Source organism: Parasphingorhabdus sp., assembly GCF_049667325.1.
Taxonomy (GTDB): Bacteria; Pseudomonadota; Alphaproteobacteria; order Sphingomonadales; family Sphingomonadaceae; genus Parasphingorhabdus.
This window is the reverse complement of the sequence record NZ_JBATHY010000061.1, coordinates 1-18079: the sequence shown is the minus strand read 5'-3', so window position 1 is coordinate 18079 and position 18079 is coordinate 1. Positions and strand designations below refer to the sequence as shown.

Annotated in this window: 18 protein-coding genes; 11 read left to right on the top strand and 7 right to left on the bottom strand. The window is 57.2% G+C overall.

Features of this window, described 5'->3' with window-relative positions; translation table 11 throughout:
- The 3 genes from prfA to WBM93_RS03415 all read left to right on the top strand — a co-directional run.
- Positions 1-915, top strand: a 915-nt coding sequence (prfA, locus tag WBM93_RS03425; RefSeq protein WP_424428190.1) for a peptide chain release factor 1, incomplete at its 5' end; no start/stop codon positions are given.
- Entirely contained in the window at positions 908-1744 is an 837-nt protein-coding gene (prmC, locus tag WBM93_RS03420) for a peptide chain release factor N(5)-glutamine methyltransferase (protein WP_424428188.1), read from the top strand. The genes prfA and prmC, both read left to right, overlap by 8 nt.
- A 236-nt stretch (positions 1745-1980) precedes the next feature.
- On the top strand, positions 1981-2634 hold the full coding sequence (locus WBM93_RS03415) for a DUF4167 domain-containing protein (protein WP_424428186.1): 654 nt from the start codon (positions 1981-1983) through the stop codon (positions 2632-2634).
- Between the two features lie 119 nt (positions 2635-2753).
- Here WBM93_RS03415 and WBM93_RS03410 read toward each other — a convergent pair whose 3' ends face one another.
- Entirely contained in the window at positions 2754-3488 is a 735-nt protein-coding gene (locus WBM93_RS03410) for a YgfZ/GcvT domain-containing protein (protein WP_424428184.1), read from the bottom strand.
- Between the two features lie 52 nt (positions 3489-3540).
- Here WBM93_RS03410 and pyrC point away from each other — a divergent pair, with 52 nt between their 5' ends.
- Together pyrC and WBM93_RS03400 are read left to right on the top strand one after the other, a co-directional pair.
- Positions 3541-4575 carry a dihydroorotase gene (pyrC, locus tag WBM93_RS03405; RefSeq protein ID WP_424428182.1) on the top strand — a complete coding sequence of 345 codons (1035 nt, stop codon included), beginning with the start codon at positions 3541-3543 and terminating at the stop codon, positions 4573-4575.
- A gap of 194 nt (positions 4576-4769) precedes the next feature.
- Positions 4770-7364, top strand: a complete 2595-nt coding sequence (locus tag WBM93_RS03400; protein WP_424428169.1) for a patatin-like phospholipase family protein — start codon at positions 4770-4772, stop codon at positions 7362-7364.
- 28 nt (positions 7365-7392) lie between these two features.
- Here the strand turns inward: WBM93_RS03400 and rarD are convergent, their stop codons facing one another.
- Both rarD and WBM93_RS03390 read right to left on the bottom strand, forming a co-directional pair.
- Entirely contained in the window at positions 7393-8313 is a 921-nt protein-coding gene (rarD, locus tag WBM93_RS03395; RefSeq protein WP_424428157.1) for an EamA family transporter RarD, read from the bottom strand.
- Between the two features lie 74 nt (positions 8314-8387).
- Positions 8388-8633, bottom strand: a complete 246-nt coding sequence (locus tag WBM93_RS03390; protein ID WP_424428155.1) for a hypothetical protein — start codon at positions 8631-8633, stop codon at positions 8388-8390.
- 64 nt (positions 8634-8697) lie between these two features.
- Here WBM93_RS03390 and WBM93_RS03385 point away from each other — a divergent pair, with 64 nt between their 5' ends.
- From WBM93_RS03385 to WBM93_RS03375, 3 genes are all read left to right on the top strand, one after another.
- A complete protein-coding gene (locus tag WBM93_RS03385) occupies positions 8698-9267 on the top strand; it encodes a GNAT family N-acetyltransferase (RefSeq protein ID WP_424428153.1) in 570 nt (189 codons plus the stop codon).
- On the top strand, positions 9264-9701 hold the full coding sequence (locus WBM93_RS03380) for a DUF1330 domain-containing protein (protein WP_424428151.1): 438 nt from the start codon (positions 9264-9266) through the stop codon (positions 9699-9701). The genes WBM93_RS03385 and WBM93_RS03380 overlap by 4 nt, the downstream gene beginning before the upstream one ends.
- Before the next feature lie 113 nt (positions 9702-9814).
- On the top strand, positions 9815-10597 hold the full coding sequence (locus tag WBM93_RS03375) for a hypothetical protein (protein ID WP_424428149.1): 783 nt from the start codon (positions 9815-9817) through the stop codon (positions 10595-10597).
- 130 nt (positions 10598-10727) lie between these two features.
- On the opposite strand, the gene murA is transcribed toward WBM93_RS03375, so the two are convergent.
- The 4 genes from murA to secB all read right to left on the bottom strand — a co-directional run bounded on the left by murA (position 10728) and on the right by secB (position 15242).
- Positions 10728-12011 (bottom strand): UDP-N-acetylglucosamine 1-carboxyvinyltransferase, encoded by a 1284-nt coding sequence (gene murA / locus WBM93_RS03370; RefSeq protein ID WP_424428148.1) that lies wholly within the window; start codon positions 12009-12011, stop codon positions 10728-10730.
- A 75-nt stretch (positions 12012-12086) separates the two neighbouring features.
- Positions 12087-13082: a tryptophan--tRNA ligase gene (gene trpS / locus WBM93_RS03365; RefSeq protein WP_424428146.1), complete on the bottom strand. Its 996-nt coding sequence runs from the start codon at positions 13080-13082 to the stop codon at positions 12087-12089.
- 1 nt (position 13083) lies between these two features.
- On the bottom strand, positions 13084-14676 hold the full coding sequence (murJ, locus tag WBM93_RS03360; protein ID WP_424428144.1) for a murein biosynthesis integral membrane protein MurJ: 1593 nt from the start codon (positions 14674-14676) through the stop codon (positions 13084-13086).
- A 23-nt stretch (positions 14677-14699) separates the two neighbouring features.
- Positions 14700-15242: a protein-export chaperone SecB gene (gene secB, locus WBM93_RS03355; protein ID WP_424428142.1), complete on the bottom strand. Its 543-nt coding sequence runs from the start codon at positions 15240-15242 to the stop codon at positions 14700-14702.
- A gap of 276 nt (positions 15243-15518) precedes the next feature.
- On the opposite strand from secB, the gene WBM93_RS03350 reads away from it, so the two are divergent.
- Genes WBM93_RS03350 through WBM93_RS03340 form a run of 3 tightly spaced genes read left to right on the top strand, consistent with a single transcriptional unit; the run spans position 15519 to position 18075 of the window.
- Entirely contained in the window at positions 15519-16184 is a 666-nt protein-coding gene (locus tag WBM93_RS03350) for a Tim44/TimA family putative adaptor protein (protein ID WP_424428140.1), read from the top strand.
- 25 nt (positions 16185-16209) lie between these two features.
- Positions 16210-17511 carry a murein transglycosylase A gene (locus tag WBM93_RS03345; RefSeq protein WP_424428138.1) on the top strand — a complete coding sequence of 434 codons (1302 nt, stop codon included), beginning with the start codon at positions 16210-16212 and terminating at the stop codon, positions 17509-17511.
- A gap of 3 nt (positions 17512-17514) precedes the next feature.
- Positions 17515-18075: a Smr/MutS family protein gene (locus tag WBM93_RS03340; protein WP_424428136.1), complete on the top strand. Its 561-nt coding sequence runs from the start codon at positions 17515-17517 to the stop codon at positions 18073-18075.
- Positions 18076-18079 lie beyond the last annotated feature (4 nt).

Here is an 18079-nt window from a genome sequence, read left to right as displayed (position 1 = left end):
GCCTTGCGCGACGAGCAGCAGGGGCTCGCCGAGATGCTCTCCGGCGATGATGCCGAGATGAAGGCAATGGCCGCCGATGAGGTCGATGGGGTCAGGAAGGCGATGGAAAAGGCGGAACATGCCCTGGCGCTGCAACTGCTGCCCAAGGACAGCGCCGATGACCGCCCGGCGATGATCGAGATTCGCGCAGGAACCGGCGGCGACGAGGCTGCGCTTTTTGCCGGTGATCTGTTCCGCATGTACAGCCGCCACGCCGAACTGCAGGGCTGGAAGGTCGAGCTGATCTCCGCCAATGCCTCGGAAGTCGGAGGGTTCAAGGAAGTCGTCGCCAATATCCAGGGCAAGGGTGTGTTCGCCAAGCTGAAATTTGAATCGGGCGTGCACCGGGTCCAGCGGGTTCCGGAAACCGAAAGCGGCGGGCGTATCCATACTTCTGCGGCTACGGTTGCGATCCTGCCCGAGCCTGAAGAAGTCGACATCAAGATCCGTACCGAAGACCTGCGCATCGACACCTATCGGGCAAGCGGCGCTGGCGGCCAGCATGTCAACAAGACCGACAGCGCGATCCGCATCACACACTTGCCGACGGGATTGGTCGTGCAATGTCAGGACGGCAAGTCGCAGCACAAGAACAAGGCGCAAGCGATGAAGGTGCTGGCGGCGCGACTCTATGAGCAGGAACGCGCTGCAGTGCAGAGCGAGGAAGCCGAAGCGCGCAAGTCGATGGTCGGTTCCGGCGATCGTTCGGAACGCATCCGGACCTATAATTATCCGCAAGGACGGGTTACCGATCACCGGATCAACTTGACCCTGCACAAGCTTCCCGAAATCATCGAGGGCAGCGCGCTCGGCGAGATGATCGATGCGCTGATCGCGGAGGATGAAGCCAGCCGGCTCGCGAATCTGGATGGGTGATGCGGCTGGAGCCCTGCGCGAGGCAGCGCAGAAACTGACCGAAATTTCCGACAGCCCCCGTCTCGATGCGGAATTGCTGATGGCACATGCCTTTAAGATCGAGCGCGCGGAGCTTTTGCTGAAATTGCCCGAACTCAACGCGCCGGCCAAATTTTCTGCACTGGTAGAACGGCGCCGGAACTCCGAACCGATCGCCCATATCATCGGCAAGAAGGAGTTCTGGGGTCTCGACTTTCAGGTCACGTCCGATGTCCTGATCCCCCGTCCCGATAGCGAACTGCTGATCGAGGAGGCGGTCCGAAGGCTTGCTTCGCGGCACCCGCAGAGGATATTGGATCTCGGCACGGGCAGCGGTGCGCTTGTGCTCGCGGCACTCAGCGAATTTCCGGAGGCCAGTGGACTGGGCATCGATGCCAGCGCCGCTGCCTTGCAGATCGCCCATAATAATGCCGATGCGCTGGGATTGGGCGATCGGGCCCGGTTTCTGCTGCTCGATTGGACATTGCCCGATTGGGCAGAGTCTCTTGAATCTGGCTTCGATCTGATCCTTGCCAACCCGCCCTATGTCTCGACCCGCGCGCTATTGTCCAAGGATGTCGCCGCGTTCGAACCACACCAAGCCCTTTTCGCCGGAGAAGACGGGCTGGACGATTACCGGATGATCATTCCAGCGCTCGAAAATCTTCTTTCGTCTACCGGAATGGCCATGCTCGAAATCGGCTTTGATCAGGCAAACCCGGTATCGGAAATAGCGGTAAAAAACGGTTATAATGTTGAATTAAAACAGGATTTAGGCGGCAATGACCGTTTGTTAACCCTGCACCGATAAAAAGGGCTTGGTTTTGGCAAGGCGAGTCGCTAAGACTTGCTCAGGCGCAGATGATTTCTGGCTTTTCCCTAAATCACTGGCCTGCCCCCAACTCGATGATATTGCTGGTTTTCGGCGAGTATTTGTCTTGTATGGGCCGCTGCGAACAGGTTGTCCGCAGCGCAATCGTCACCTGAGCGTGGCTATAACTTGAGAAAGACCAAGTTTATTAACGGTATAAGGATACCTTTCATTTGATGAACAATCGTCAACCTGGCCGCCGCGGGCGCGGCCGGAACACCAATAATAATAACCGGCCCCAGGGTAACCGCAGTGGCGGATCGGACCGCGATAACCGGATCGATAGCCGCGCGCGTGGCAATGCAGCGCAGATGCTGGATAAATTCAAGAAGATGGCACAGGATGCGCAGGTCAATGGCGACCGCGTCCAGGCCGAATATTATCATCAATTTGCGGATCACTATTTTCGGGTCAACGCCGATACAATCGCGCGCCGGGAAGAACAGCGGATCGCTCGCGAAGAATCGCGCCCCGACAATCGCAGCAACACCAATAATCAGGACGATTCCAGCGACAATGACGGTGACAGCAATCGCGGTCGTCCTCAGCAGTCGCAGCAAAATCGTCCACAACGGGATGATCGCAACGAAGCTGCAGCTGGTGATCCGGCTGACGAGAAAAAACCGGTTCGCAGCCGGCGTCCCCGCAAGGTTGAAAATGTCGCAACCCGCAGCGAAGCGTCTGAAAAGAACGGCGAGACCAATGGCCTGGATGCCAGCGCCTTGCCGCCGGCGATTTCACGTTCGACGGAAGTCGAAGTTGAAAAGAAGCCGGCTCGCAAAAAGCGGGTGCCCAAGCCGCAACCGGCTGACGAAAGCGACGCTGCCTAAGCCCGGCCCGGTTTAAAGAAAATAGCGACGGGCATGTCGGCCATGGCTGGCGCTCGTCGCAAATTAGCTGAACCTCAAAACTGATATCTGGCCGATGCGATAGTCGGACCACCAAATCCCTAAATGGCTGTTTCCAGCCAAAAGGGTAGGTCGAGTGTTTTCAGATCGTCCACGCGGCGATGCTCCACCGAAAGGCCATCCGCGGGATAGGCGATGCGCTGGCGTTTTTCATCGGCTTCTCCGATCGGCACAACGACCATCCGCCGGTTGACCTTTTGCCGGTAGTTCATCCGCGCAGTATTTTCCTGACCGACATAGCAGCCCTTTGTGAAGCTGACGCCATTAAGCTCCGTTGCATTGCATTCCAGCCATAAGGTCTTGTCGCTGCCAAGTTCTGCAACTCCCTCGGTCACGCCGAGAGACAGGCGATGCATTCTATAAGCTTCCTCGGCCGCTCCGCCGTCGGCAGCGTCACTCAGCCAGCGGTGGCCCAAGGCTGCTAGCCGGGGGTCGGAGGGCCGGTCATTGGCCTTCACCGCCCAGTGAACGTAAATCGAATCATCCTCGGAAATTTCAATTTTCCGCCGCAAGCGATAGAGCTTCAGGCGGCGGACAAGCCCCTCGGCCTGCTCCTTTTCGCAGTCGATCAATATATCATCGCCATCGGCCCACACAAAGAAATCGAACAACACTTTCCCTTGCGCGGTGAGCAGTGCAGTCCATTGGGGCGCCCCTTGAACGACAGCCGTGGTATCTTGCGTTACCAGTCCTTGCAGAAACTGTCGGACATCTTCGGCCTCCTCCGTGGCGGAGAGGCGAATGACGGCGCGGTCATTAAGTCTGGTTTCGGTCATGGCATTTAGGTAGGGGGTGAAGCAGGAAAAACCAAGCCTTGGCCGGAGTTATATGACCGATACTATTACCATCCGCCGTCCAGATGACTGGCATGTGCACCTGCGCGACGGCGCAATGCTGGAAGCGGTTGCTGCGTTTACCGCCCGGCAATTTGCGCGAGCGATCGTGATGCCCAATCTGTCGCCGCCGGTGACCAGCGCCGCCAGCGCGGCCGATTACCGGCAACGGATCATGGCGGCGCTGCCTGACGGTTCGGATTTTACCCCCCTGATGACTTGCTATCTGACCGATACGGCAGATGCCGGCGACATCGCAGCGGGTCACGCCGATGGAATCTTTACCGCCGCGAAACTTTATCCCGCCAATGCCACCACCAACAGCGCGCACGGTGTGACCGATGTCGCGCATATCATGCCGGTGCTCGAGCGGATGCAGGATATCGGCATGCCGCTTTTGGTCCACGGAGAAGTGACCGACGGCGACATCGATATTTTTGATCGCGAAGCGGTGTTTATCGAGCGGGTATTGGAAAAACTGATCGGCGCATTGCCGGACCTGAAAATCGTGTTCGAGCATATCACCACCGAACAGGCGGTCCAGTTTGTCGATAGTTGTGGTCCAAATGTCGCGGCAACCATCACTCCCCATCATCTGCATATCAATCGCAATGCGATGTTTGCCGGCGGGATTCGCCCCCATGCCTATTGCCTGCCCGTAGCGAAACGGGAGCGGCACCGGCTGGCGCTGCGCAAGGCGGCCACGTCCGGATCCGCGAAATATTTTCTCGGCACTGACAGCGCGCCGCATGAAATTCACGCCAAGGAATCGGCTTGCGGCTGTGCCGGGATTTTCAACGCGCCCTATGCGCTTGAAAGCTATGCAACGGTGTTTGACGAAGAAGGCGCGCTCGACCGGCTGGAAATGTTCGCCTCCGAACATGGCCCCCAATTTTACGGTTTGCCGCTCAACGAAGCTAGCGTCACCCTTGAACGCACCGGTTCGGCCGTCCCCGCTAATATCGAGGTTGTCGGCTCCACACTGGTTCCTTTTCATGCGGGCTCTAAACTGGAATGGCGTATCATTTAGTCTTGCCGGTCCTCGGTTGCCGGGGCCTGGTGGCCTCGTAAAAGTCGCGGAAAATTGACGGGCTGTGCATGGTGATGTTACACTCCTTGCCAGCAACTCCTGGTTTGCAAGGTCTTTCAAACCCATTGGATTAAAAATAATCGGGCGCAGCCAATGGGCAAAGGTTCTTGAAAACCTTTTCAGGAGAAACCTGAATGCCCGAGCCCGATCTCGAGACGGTCGAACCGAATCAAGCTGAAAACCGACTCTCCGGAGCCTATCCGGAGGGCTACACGCGCGATGTCCGGCGCATGATCCGGGCTGAACGGAAATATATCGAAGAGCGCCGCAAATCGCAGCCCTGGTACGAACATCATAATCACGACAAATCCCCCGCAGACAACAGACAATATGCGGATGAGCAGGAACCACGCTATCTGGGCCTTGCGATATCAGGCGGCGGGATAAGATCTGCGGCATTTGCAATAGGCGCCATGCAAAAGCTGCATCAGGCAAAAATCCTGCCGCAGTTCGATTATATGAGCACGGTTTCGGGTGGTGGCTATGCGGGCGGGGCCTTGACCTGGTTTCTCTCCAATTCGGAATCAAAGGACCAATATTTTCCCGGCGACGGCTTTGGCGGTCGCCGGTTCAACATGATTGGTACAAATTTCCCGTTTCGCGAGAAAGAGGGGGCGGTGTCGGAGCATGATGCCGAGCAAACGGGATTGCCGTTCAAGCGGGATATTATCGACTATATCCGCCAGCGTAGCGCCTATATGCAACCCGGAGCTGGTCTGGATGCTTTTTCCGCGACCATCGTGGTGGTCCGATCGATGCTCACGTCGCTGACCGCCTATCTGTCGATATTGTCCTTTCTGTTCGCGCTGACCCTCTGGTCTCTGGGTTATCTGGACGGGCTGCTACCCTATATTTCATCGACTGCCGCGTCGCTTGCCGGCCTTTTCGACGTGCGGTTGGGGGCATGGATGGAGGACGGCCGCATATCTGGTTTTCTCAAGATTTCACTGTGCCTCTTTGCGGTGCTGGTATTGATCTGGGTCCTCTATTCGTTATTCACCGCTTTCCCGTGGAGCAAAAAGAGAGCGGTTTTCTTCCGCAGCGCCATCGAACGCTATGGCGGCCTTCTGACAAAGTTGACGGTGGGACTTTTTCTGGTCGGTTTGCTCGATCAAGTATATCGCCAGCAAAACTTGTTCGGATTCGGCCTGGGGGACTGGAGCGAAATGGCTGCGCCTGCTGTTACCGGTCTCGGCGCGCTGGGGGGGCTGGTCAGCCGCTATTTGCTCAGCGCCAACCGGGGACTAAAAAATCCGATCATATTTGCTGTGGTAACCACCGGCTCCGTCAGTCTGCTGACGCTGGGTTTCGCCATGATCTCGGTAATATTGGGACATCGGCTACATGATCTTCTTGTGGGTGGCGATATCTGGATTTTCGCCGGGCTGTTTGCCGGTTTCTTTCTTTTCTGGTGCTATGCCAACATCAATTTTTCAGGCCTGCACCGAATGTACCGTGATCGATTGATGGTGACTTTCATGCCCAGTCGGCAGACCGTTCGCGAGGACAATGTGGCCGGGGCAACGCCAGCCGATCTCGCCAAGGTCCATGACATGTGCGGGCCGGGAACCGATGGGCCCTATCATATCATCAACACCAATGTTGTCTTGACCAAAGGAGAAAATGCCCGGTTTCGCAGCCGGCGCGGGGATTCCTTCATTTTGAGCCCGCTCTTCAGTGGATCGGAAGCCACCGGATGGGTTCGGACCGACCAATGGCTGATCCATGACAAGAGCCAGGAATTCGGCTTGCTGAATCGCTATTTTCTGAAGCCCGTCTGGCCGGTCACCCTACCGACCGCGGTCGCGATTTCCGGGGCTGCGCTGAACCCGCGGACGGGGGCGGACGGGCGCGGTCCAACCAAGAAATTTTCATTGTCTTTGATGCTGAATCTGCTGAATCTGCGGCTCGGCTACTGGATCCCCAACCCCAATCCCGAAGGCCAGAACAGGCGTTTTCTTGTCACGCGCTCGAAAAGTCATGACGGCAAAGCCAGGAAGAAATTGTTGCGCAGCCGTATTTTCCCACCCAATTTTCTCTATCCGGGATTTCTCCAATCGCTCATCGGATTGCGCACTGAATCAGAATCCGGATGGATCGAACTGAGCGACGGCGGTCATTTCGACAATACGGGACTGTATGAACTGTTCCGCCGACGGCAGAAAACCATCGTCTTTCTCGACGGATCCGCAGACCCCCAATCGCGCTTTTCGAGTTTTTCCAATGCCCTGGAAAAGGCCTTCATTGATTTTGGGGTGACGGTGGAATTTTTCGACAAGGATGAGCATGATCCGATGAGCAGCTTCAGTTTCCAGAATATGGTGCAGGGATCAGGGAGAGAGCAAGATGACCCGGTGTCGGAAATTCTCAACTTCAGCAAATTTGGCTTCTCCGTCGGGGAAATTTTCTATCCGGATGAACAGGGGCGACGAAGTCCCAAAACTGGCGATGACCGGTGTTTCCTGTTCTATATCAAGACGTCGATGATCAAGGGGCTGCCGGCCCGTCTCTATTCCTACAAGTCGGAAAACGCCCAGTTCCCCGACGAACCGACCAGCGATCAGTTTTTCAGCGAGCAACAATTCGAAGCTTACAGGATCCTCGGCTTTTTCCTGGCCGAGCAGATGATAAGACAAGTCCGGCATTTTCGGCCCTTGGCTCAGGCGCTGAAAATAGACGGATCGCCGGCAGGGGATCAGGAGGAGAACTGGCCAGTGATGAGAAAATGAATGGTAGTCGTTGTGGTGCCGCCGATCGTCAGGCCAAGTGAACTTTTCGTGCCGCCTTGCCCGCCAGATAGGAGTCGGTAGAATAAATCGCCAGGCTTATCCAGATCAGCACGAAGCAAATGACATGTGACGGAGTTAACGCTTCGTTGTAAATGAAAACACCGACCAGAAACTGGATCGTCGGCGCGAGATAGTTCAGCAATCCGATGGCACCGAGGGTCATTTTCTTGACCGCTGACGCGAACAACAGCAGCGGGATTGCGGTGACCATAGCACCGCCAATCAGCAGCAGATCGATCATCCGGTCATCGCCGAGATGCAGGCTTGTCGAAGACGGCGGTGCGCCAAAGGTCAGCCAGACCAGAAACAGGGTAACTGGCAGGAACAGGATCCCGGTCTCGGCTGTCAGCCCGACTATCGGCCCAATGTCGGCAACCTTGCGGACCAGACCATAGCAGCCCCAGGAAGCGGCAAGAGCCAGACTGATCCAGAGTGTGTCAAGCGCCTGCACCGCGAGCACTGAAACCCCTGATACGGCTATGGCAATCGCAATCCACTTGTTGCGCGAGAGTTGTTCGCCCAGAAATATCCTGCCGAGAAAGACGCTGATCAGCGGGCTGATGAAATAGCCGAGACTGGCGGCGAGAATATGATCCTCGTGCACCGCCCAGACATAGATCAGCCAGTTGGCTGCGATGAGAAAGGAACTGGCCAACATGGTCCAGCGCAATTTGCGATCCGCCAGTGCGGATGCCAGACCGACAAGATTTTTCCGGAAATAGAGGATGACGAGCAGCAGCGGCACCGACCAGATGATGCGGTGGGCGACTACTTCCAGCGCGCCGACGCTTTGCAGCAGCTTGAAATAGACCGGCATCAGACCCCAGAATACACAAGCGATCAGGGCCTGAATGAGACCGGTTCGGCTGGTGGGTGGCGCACTGGACATGGTGCAGCGCTTAAGCCGCCCGGTACCAGTGGGCAATCAAGAAATCCTATCGTCGGGGAAACCCGGAATCCGGGTCAGATGATGCCGCCGCCGATCCACAGTCTGAACATGCAGATAGCCATGACAATCAGGCAAAAATACATGCCGCTGGTGCGTGAGGATATAAGGCCGAAGAAGGCTCCGATGCCGGCGAACGGCAGGATCAGCCAGTTGGTCCAGCCAAGCAAGGGTACCAGGCCGATGAAGGATAGGATAAGGGCAATGCCGCCGATGAAAATAGAGATGAGATTAGCCATGACTGTATTATAGGCGTAGGTCACTTGCATTTCAAGAGAATATGTTGTGAGCCGTTTTGGACGGGTGCGCGAAAAAAGGACAAGAGTGATGGCAGATTTAGCGTCTTTGAGAATGGAAACCGACCGTCTGATATTGCGGCCGCCCAACGGCGATGATTTTGAGGAATGGGCAGCGTTTCAGGCGGATGCAGCCACAATGACCTATATTGGTGGCGTCAAAAGCCGTGCTGAAAGCTGGCGGGATCTATGCTCCATGGTCGGCGCATGGCATGTTCGCGGCTATGCGATGTTCTCCTTGATTCTCAAAGATAGCGGCAAATGGATTGGCCGCATTGGTCCTTGGTATCCCGACGGCTGGCCGGGAACCGAAGTGGGCTGGGGCATTGCTCCTGAATATGCCGGCAAGGGCTATGCTCTGGAAGCAGCGGTGGCGAGCATGAACTATGCCGTCGATACGCTCGGCTGGAGTGATATCTGTCATACGATCGATCCCGACAATCTCGCGTCGATCAGATTGGCCGAGCGACTTGGATCTACCAATCGCGGGCCGACAAAGCTTCCTGATCCCTATCAGGATGCACGGGTTGACGACTGGGGCCAATCCCGCGAACAATGGCAAGAGAATAGAAAACAGTTCAAGCAGGAGAGCAGACCATGACCGAAGATCGCTATCTTGACCCAACACGGGAAGCCTTTGACGCCTTCAAGGCGTTGCCGCGAGACGTGCCGATCAACATGCTCAATCTGCTGCGTTTTCATGTGCAGGCACAATATCCGGCCGACCACCCCAACGCCACCGAAGGCTGGACCGGCGAACGCGCCTATGCCGAATATGGCAAGACCAGCGGTCCGATCTTCGAGCGGGTTGGGGGAACGATCATCTGGCGCGGACAGATGGAATGCATGGTGATCGGACCCGATGACAAGCAGTGGGATTCCTCCTTCATCGCGCGCTACCCGAACAGCGGGGCGTTTCTGGAAATGGTCACTGATCCCGAATATCAGAAAGCCGTGGTCAATCGCCAGGCAGCTGTCCTGACATCGCGACTGATCCGGTTTGGTGAAATCGACGGTCCGGCGACCTTTGGATAGAATCCCGAAACGGGACAAAGGGTTAACGAATAGTCACCGGATTAACCAAATTCCCTAACGGAATATTAACGCGTTTTGATGCATCTGTTTCCCCAAATTCAGGAGCAAACCGCATGTCTTACCTTTCCCGTTCCCTATTGCTGTCCGCAGCCGCTTTTGCGCTGCCATTGACGCTTGCAGCTTGCGGCACCAATGAGGCCAGCGAAGAAGAACTGGCCAATCTCGACGCCAACCTGACCTCCGATCCGGCGATGAATGATGCGCTTGAAGATGCGATATTGGTCGACCCCGATCTCACTGATCAGGCAAACCGCAATGCCATTCGCGGTGCCAATGGTCCCGCGGACGGTTCGGTTCCTCCCGGTACAACTTATGCCAGTGCGGGGACGGGCGGAAAGGCAGCCGCAACGGCGGCACTGGACGGGAAAATGCTGAGCGCGCCGAAACCACGGCAGATGACATCCGACGATGAATGCACAAGTTGCGCCGGAAGTGACGGCATGACACTGGGCGCCAAAGCGGAGCGGCAGAGCGCGCAGCGCGGCAAGGGCACTTGCGACCAGAAGCTCAGCTATGACATGGGCTGGGCCAACCGGATGCCACCTGAATTCCCGGTCTACCCCAAAGCGAACGTCCAGGAAGCAGCCGGTGTCGAGGGCGGTCTGTGCGATATTCGCGTGGTTAGCTTTACCACCGCCTCGCCGATGAAGAGCGTCGTGGATTATTATTATACCCAGGCCAAGCGTGGCGGGTTTAGCGCCGAATATCTGTTGCGCGGTGGCGAACATGTTCTGGGCGGCACCAGAGGCAGCGATGACGGCGCCTTTGTGATCACGCTTAACAAGCGTTCGAATGGCGGGACGGTTGTCGATATAGTCGCCAGCAACGGTCGTTAGTTTGGAAAAGACAAAGCCGGATATCGCATTTCAATCTTTCCGGCATCTAAAGGTGACCCGCTCCGGTCACCTTTTTTTTGCTTGTTGCCGCTGCCAGCCATCGTGACATCATCGGCAGCCATGAAACAGATCAATCGCCGCTGATCCGTTCGATATCAGCGCCTACCGCAGCCAGCTTCTCTTCCAGCCGTTCATAGCCGCGATCGAGATGGTAGATACGTTGCAGCCGGGTTTCTCCCTCAGCTGCCAGTCCGGCAATGGCGAGACTCATCGAGGCCCGCAGATCGGTCGCCATCACCGGTGCGCCGGTCAGTTTTTTTACTCCGCGGACCACGGCCGTACGGCCCTTGGTCTCGATATCCGCGCCCATCCGGTTGAGTTCGGGCACATGCATATAGCGATTCTCGAAAATCGTTTCGGTGAGCACACTGGCACCGTCTGCAAGACACAGCATGGCCATCAGTTGCGCCTGCATATCGGTGGCCAGTCCAGGATAGGGGGCAGTGGACAGGGTGAGGGGTTTGAGCTTGCCATCGGAGGCAATTCGGATACCCTTGGCGTGCGTCTCGATCGAAAGGCCGGCGTGGCGCAGCGCATCCAGTGTCGCTTCCATTTCGTCGGCCTTGGCGGCCAGCAGGTCGACTTCGCCGCCAGCAATGCCCACCGCGCAGGCGTAGCTGCCCGCCTCGATCCGGTCCGACATCACCCGATAGGTGCAGCCGTGCAGGCGATCGACGCCGGAAATGGTGAGGGTCGATGAGCCAATGCCCTCTATCTCTCCGCCCATCGCAACCAGCATATTGCACAAGTCGACAATTTCCGGTTCCCGCGCAGCGTTTCTGAGAATGCTCGTGCCATTCGCAAGCACCGCCGCCATCAATGCGTTTTCGGTTGCTCCGACCGAAACCACCGGAAAGCTGAACTCGCCGCCCGGTAAACCGCCATCGGGTAAGCGTGCGATCACATAGCCACTGGTCGTTTCGATGGTTGCGCCGAGCGCCTCGATCGCTTTCAGATGCAGATCAATTGGTCGGTTGCCGATTGCGCAGCCACCGGGCAGCGAAACCCGGCATTCACCGGCCCGCGCCAGAAGCGGTCCCAGAACCAAAATCGATGCCCGCATTTTCCGAACGATATCATAAGGCGCTTCGGTCGAGGTGATCCGGCCGGCCTTGAGTGTCATGACCCGGCCGAAATCTTCCGGCCTTGCGCCTTCGATGGTGGTTGAAACGCCCAGCTGGTTGAGCAAATGCCCGAAGCTGTCTACGTCGGCCAGCCGCGGCAGATTGCGCAAGGTGACCGGTTCATCGGTCAGCAGCGCGCAGGGCAGCAGGGTCAGCGCGCTGTTTTTTGCTCCGGAGATGGGAATGGTGCCAGACAGTCGATTGCCGCCGCGTATCGAGATAATATCCATGGTCGAGCATTGGGCGAAATTGGCGATTCAAGCAAGTCTTATACGCCGCCTGCGGCAGGCACTTACGCAAGGCTGTTAGTTTCGCAGCAATCCAAGAGCGGCATAAGCGGACTCCAGGGTCGGCTTCGCCATCGCTGCGGCTTTCTCCGAACCGTTGCGCAAAATCGCGTCGATAGCAGTCTCGTCCTTGCGCAATTGCTCGAACCGCTGGCGGATCGGTGATAATTTGCTCACAGCCAGATCGACGAGAGCCGGTTTGAAGTCGGCAAAGCCCTTGCCCGCAAATTCGGTGAGCACGGCGTCTTGCGATTGATCGGCAAGCGCAGCATAAATGCCGATCAGATTCTGTGCTTCCGGGCGATCGGCAAGAGCGTCCATATTGTCCGGCAGGGGTTCGGGATCGGTCTTTGCCTTTTTCAGTTTTCGCGCAATCATGTCGTCATCATCGCTCATATTGATCCGGCTGAGATCGGACGGGTCCGACTTGCTCATCTTCGCATTGCCGTCGCGCAGGCTCATGATCCGGGCGGCTGTTTTGCCGATAAACGGTTCTGGCAGGACGAAGGTTTCGGTGCCGGTATCGCTGTTGAATTTCGCCGCTATGTCGCGAGCCAGTTCGAGATGCTGTTTCTGGTCTTCGCCGACCGGAACATGGGTCGCCTGATAGATCAGGACATCGGCCGCCTGCAGCACCGGATAGCCGTATAGGCCGAGCGAGGACCTCTGTTTGTGTTTGCCGGACTTTTCCTTGAACTGGGTCATCCGGTCAAGCCAGCCCATCGGTGTGTTGCAGATCAGCATCCACGCCAGTTCAGCGTGCGCCGGCACACGGGCCTGATTGAACAAGATGGATTTGTCGGGATCGACTCCGGCCGCGACCAAAGCTGCGACCATTTCACGGCAATTGGTGGCCAGCTCAACGGGATCGTTGTGGACCGTGATGGCGTGGAGATCGGCAAGGAAAAACAGGCATTCTCCCTCGTCCTGCATCTTCACCCAGTTCTTGATCGCGCCCAGATAATTGCCGAGATGGAGATTCCCCGTTGGCTGGATGCCCGATACCGTCCGCATGTTACAGGTTTCCTTCGCTTGCAGCGTCTTCCGCCGCTTTCTTTTTGGTCAGCATGGTGATCTTGTCCCGGTCGACCGCGCCGGTCAGCCACGCCAGTGCGGCATAAACCAGGCCGCCGATGCTGACCAGAGCGGTGATCGATCCGATCCGCTGCCAGATCGTGCCATCATAAAGCCCATCGCCAATCGGGGCAGCATAGATCAGTACCGCCGCCATGCCTGCGGCGGACAATGTAATCCGCCCGATCCGGAGCAATAACGTCCACTCGAGATGAAAATGCCCGCGACGATGGAGCATGATGTAAAGCATTATGCAGTTGCACCAGGCAGCCATCGCACCGGCGAAGGCCAATCCCTTGATGCCATAGACTGGAATTAAAAGCAGGTTGAGTGCAACGTTGATGAGCAGGGAGATGCCAGCCGTATAGACCGGCGTTTTGGTATCTCGTCGCGCAAAGAAACCCGGGATCAGGACCTTCACCAGCACATAGGCGGGCAAGCCGACGACAAGCGCGGCGACCACAGCGGCTGTGGTTTCGCCATCACCGGCAGTAAATTTTCCGCCGACATAGAAGGAAGTGACCAAAGGTCCGGCGGCGAAAAACAGGGCTATGGCCGCAGGTATGGTGAGCAGCATCGCCAGTTCGATCGCATTGCTTTGCAATCTTTGCGCACCGCCCTGATCATCCTTGGCGATAAAACGGGACAGGGCGGGCAATATCGCGGTCCCGAGAGCGATGCCGATAATGCCGAGCGGCAATTGATTCAGGCGGTCGGCCATCGCCAGATAGACGAAAGAGCCCTCCGGCAAGCGCCCGAGGAAGAACAGATCGATGAAGCGGCTGATCTGGTAAATCCCTGCGCCGAACACCGCCGGCAGGATCAGCACGCCCAATTCTTTCACATCGGCATTGAACTTGGGCATTCTGAGCGGAAAACGAAACCCGGTCTTGCGCGCCCAGTAATAGAGCCAGAGCATCTGGACCAGCCCCGACGACGAGACGGCAATCGCCAGAAAATAGGCAGTCTGGCGCGGGTCGTTTCCGCCATTTACCAGATGCGCGGCGAGCAATGCCGCAATCATACAGATATTGAGCATGATCGGCGCTGCTGCTGCTGCCGCGAATCGACTCAGCGAGTTGAGTATCGCGGCAAACAATGTGGTGATGCTGATCAGGCCGAGATAGGGGAAGGTTATCCGCGCAAGGGAGAGTGAAAAGCTGCCCGATCGCCCGCCGCGCCCGAAATCATCGATCAGCCAGAGCAGTCCGGGCATCGCAATCATCATGACTGCTGTGAAGATCAGCAATATGGGTACGAAAACCGACAGCACATCAACCGCAAAATTTTGCGCCGCTGTCCTCTGTTCATCGGCTTCCATCTTGCGGTTGAACAGCGGTACGAAAGCGGCAGAAAAGGCGCCTTCCGCAAACAGGCGCCGGAAGATATTGGGTAGCTGGAACGCCAACTGCCAGGCGTCGGCGGCAGCGCCTGCGCCGAGGATCCGGGCCAGCATGATATCGCGGACAAAACCGAAAATGCGGCTGACCAATGTCAGCCCGGCGATAGTTCCGGTGGATTTCAGCAGGTTCATGCCTGCAATCCTAGCAAGGAGGTTTAAGCGTTGCCAACCGGTTGTTCACCCGCCTGCTGTGTCGCCATCTGTTCGCGCTGTTGCATGTAAAGCGCAGTGAAATCAATCGGTTCGAGCAACAACGGCTGGAATCCGGCATCGCGCACTGCGTCGGAAATGATTGCCCGGGCAAAGGGGAAGAGGAGCCGCGGCGCTTCTGCGAAAAGGAACGGATGGGCCTGCTCTTCGGTCACGTTGCGCAATCCGAAAAGGCCGCAGTAAAGCAGTTCCACCGCGAAGGCGACGCCTTCATCCGCTTTGGCGGTGACATCGATTTTCAGTTCAACTTCGTGGACTTCATCCGAGACCTTGGACGAGCCAATATTGAACTGGACGTCAATCTGTGGCTGCGCGTTCCATTGGTACACATCCGGCGCATTGGGGTTCTCGACCGAAAGATCTTTCACATATTGCGAAATCACGCCAATCTGTGGCTGCGTATCGGCGCCATTGGCAAGCGGGTCGGGAGTCGTCACATTTCCGGCGGGATTTCCTTCGGATTCACTTTTGTCATTCTCGTCAGCCATCGGGCCTGTCCTTTCGGAAAATCGGTCGAATATGTCCATTGGCGCATATTTCGCGCCGTTCGCAGCGCGCCTAGCAGGGGACGGAACCAAGGGCAATAAAAGAGTAATCCCGAGTTCCCGAGCCCGATAAAGTCGTGATTTTGTCAGTGTTGGTTCACAATTTGGTCGGTACAAGCCACTGGCAGATTGTGGTATGGCGGCTTTTTCTTTAAAGCCGTTTGAAACCGGCCCTTTTTCCACCTATGTATAGGGCAACAGGAAAGATTGGATTCTGAAGTGACCATCGAAATCGTAATATTGGCAATGGTAGCGGCTTTTCTCGGCTTGCGCCTATACTCTGTGCTCGGCAAACGTACCGGTCACGAGCAGGAACATACGCCGCGAAGCATAGAACCGCGCGCGAACGAGAGGCGGCCACTGGAAGATGCAAAGCCGCATATTCCGGACATCGTGCCAGCGCCGGTCGGAACGCCCGCAATGGTCTATGACCGCAGCGCCGAAGCCGGCATGCGGGAGATCCTGAGCGCCGACCGCAATTTCGATGTCGGCCGGTTCGTCGAGGGTGCGCAAGCGGCCTATGGCATGATCCTCGAAGCTTTTTGGAAGGGCGACAAGGAAGAATTGAAACTCTTGTGTGACGATGATGTCTACGAGAGCTTTGTCGAAGTTATCGACGGGCGTGAAAAACGGGGCGAAGTCCTTGAAAACCAGCTGGTGCGAATCGACAATGCGCGCATTTCCGAAGCGGAATATCGTCGGCCTGTCGCGCGCATCACGGTGCAATTCGATGCCGACATCGCTTCGGTGGTCAAGGACAAAAAGGGCAAACTGATCGCCGGCTCGCTGTCCGACGCGGCCGAGACCCATGACGTCTGGACCTTTAGCCGCGATCTTTCCAGCGCTGATCCAAACTGGCTGCTTGACGAGACCGATGAGGCCTGATCCTCGGCAGGCAAGGGATAACATCATGAAAATCGCAACGCTTTTCGGCGCAATGTCGCTGTTAAGCGCCTGTTCCATGTCAATCATTCCGCAGGGAGCAGCGCAAGGACGCGCTACCCAGCAAGAGGGTGAATGGGTAACGGGCGGAAGTCCCGATGTCTCCGCCCCACAGCCCGCGCAACAAAGTTATTCGAAAACCAAGCTCCGACCGGTCGATCCTGCGCGGCTGATGAAAATCGGCACAGACACCACGCGAGCCTTGGGCACTGGAGTGGCGGCAGGACCCGATATTGCCACTCTCAACGTCCCAGAGGCCAAAGCAATCTCCGCGTTGCATTCCTTTCGCACCAGCTGTTCGTCTCTGGTCCGGCGCGAGGATAATAGCGGACTGACACAGGGCATGGACTGGAAATTGTCTTGCGACGCCGCCAAGAACTGGCCGGCCGAAGATGCTTTTCGCTTTTTCACGAGCTATTTCGAAACTGTCCAGGTCGGCGATGGCGCGGCCTTTGCAACCGGTTACTTCGAACCGCAAATCCTTGGATCGAAGGTCAAGAACAACAAATTTCAAGTGCCGGTTTACCGGCGGCCTGCCAATCTTCTCGATGTCGACCTCGGCCTGTTCTCCGAAGAGCTGAAAGACAAGCGAATCCGCGGCAAGGTTGACGGGACGAAACTGGTCCCATTTGAAGACCGTGCCGCGATCGACGATGGCGCCATCGCCGGTCAGGGGCTCGAGATTGCCTGGGCCCAGGATTATATCGAGTTCTTCTTTCTTCAGATTCAGGGCAGCGGCCGACTGGCGCTGCCCGACGGTTCGGTCATGCGGATTGGCTATGCCGGACAAAATGGTCACGATTATACCGGTATCGGGCGGGTGATGCGCGAGCGCGGCCTGCTTGCCGACGGCAAGACCAATATGCAGGGCATTGTCGAATGGCTGCGGGCCAATCCCGCGGAAGGCATGCGGATCATGCGCGAGAATAAAAGCTATGTCTTCTTCACCGAACTGACCGGTCCGGGGCCCTTGGGGGCCATGGGCCATCCGGTGGTTGCGCGGACTTCGGTGGCGACGGACCGGATGTTCGTGCCATTGGGCGCGCCGGTCTTTCTCGACATGGAACATGATATTGCCGACGGGCTCTGGGTCGCGCAGGACACCGGCGGCGCGATCAAGGGGGCCAACCGTTTTGACACATTCTGGGGTGCAGGCGAAGAGGCGGCCCAGATTGCCGGCGGCATGTCCTCCCGCGGACAGGCGCTTGTTTTCCTGCCCAAGGGTACATTATCGCGGCTTTTTGCATCTCAATCTGGTTCCGGCAAATAGACGATGTCCGACCGGCCCCTTACCGCCGGCGAAAAGGCGCTGTGGCAGAAATTTATCGAGACTGTCGAGCCAATGGATAGAAAGCGGGTAAGCCGGGTGAATGCGCTGCCAGTGGCCAAGAGGCTTCCGGAACTTAACGGACCGATTACCGCACAGACTTTTGGGGGAGTTCCGGGCAAGGCGATCCCGTTAAGAGAGCAGGTTGCGGTTCCACTAAAACATGGTCTCGACGGTCAATGGGACCGGCGTTTGGCAAAGGGCGTGGTGCAGCCGGATGTCACGATTGATCTCCATGGCTATACATTGTCCTCGGCCCATGGCCGGCTCGACAGCGCGCTGGAACTCAGCATTGCTGCAGGGCATCGTGCGATATTGCTGATAACGGGAAAGGCGCGCAACGCGGATGAGCGGCATCGTGAAGGCGGCCGCGGGGCGATTCGCGCGGCAATTTCGGACTGGCTGGCCGCTTCCCGCCACGCCTCGCGCATTGCCGCCGTGCGCCGTGCCCACCCTCGTCATGGCGGCGCAGGAGCATTATATATTATTTTGCGGCGTCCGCGCTGACCAT